We start from the raw sequence: 655 nt of genomic DNA, 5'->3' as shown, positions 1-655 counted from the left end.
TAAACCCTCTTACTAAGTAAACCTCCTTCTTGGAATATTACAAGTAATGATTGATATACAAACCTAAGGTTAAGTCGTGGGCTAATGATGAAAGAAAGTATCCCTTTGGAGTTATTAAAAATATAGGTATATGAACTTAGATCGCCCTCAATAATAAAACGTACTTCTGTTACGGTTAACTGATTTACATTAGTGTAAAAGTAACCAAACAACCAGATGTATTATGATCAATTTTGAAGGTTTTGACGATAGAACATTTTATTCAACATTTCAAAAAGAAGAAGATTGTCTTGAATATTTATCGACACTAAAGTGGAGTGATCATTACAAATGTAGGAAATGTGAACATACAAAATATATGAAAGGTAAAAAGTTGCATTCCAGACGTTGTCAAAAGTGTAAGTATGATGAGTCTGTTACGGCTCATACCCTATTTCATAAGCTGAAATTTTCAATTCTAACTGCTTTTGAATTCATATTTAAAGTTAGTTGTGATAAGAAAGGCATGTCCACTTTAACTTTAAGTGAGAAACTGTCCTTGAGTTATCAAAGCTGTTTAAATTTCAGACGTAAAGTGCAATATGCTATGCAAAGTAGTTTACAGCATCCTTTGAAGGGGTATGTTGAAGTAGATGAGTTTGCTGTAGGTGGGTAT

Annotated in this window: 1 protein-coding gene; it reads left to right on the top strand. The window is 32.2% G+C overall.

All coding sequences use genetic code 11. The annotated features are described in order from the left end of the window. Window positions 1–223: 223 nt before the first annotated feature. The coding region (locus HHU12_RS34425) for a transposase (RefSeq protein WP_169661214.1) at window positions 224–655 on the top strand (432 nt) is incomplete at its 3' end.

This window comes from Flammeovirga aprica JL-4 (assembly GCF_012844305.1).
Taxonomy (GTDB): domain Bacteria; phylum Bacteroidota; class Bacteroidia; order Cytophagales; family Flammeovirgaceae; genus Flammeovirga; species Flammeovirga aprica.
Note: the sequence above shows the minus strand (reverse complement) of the source record. Positions and strands in the feature narration are given on the sequence as shown.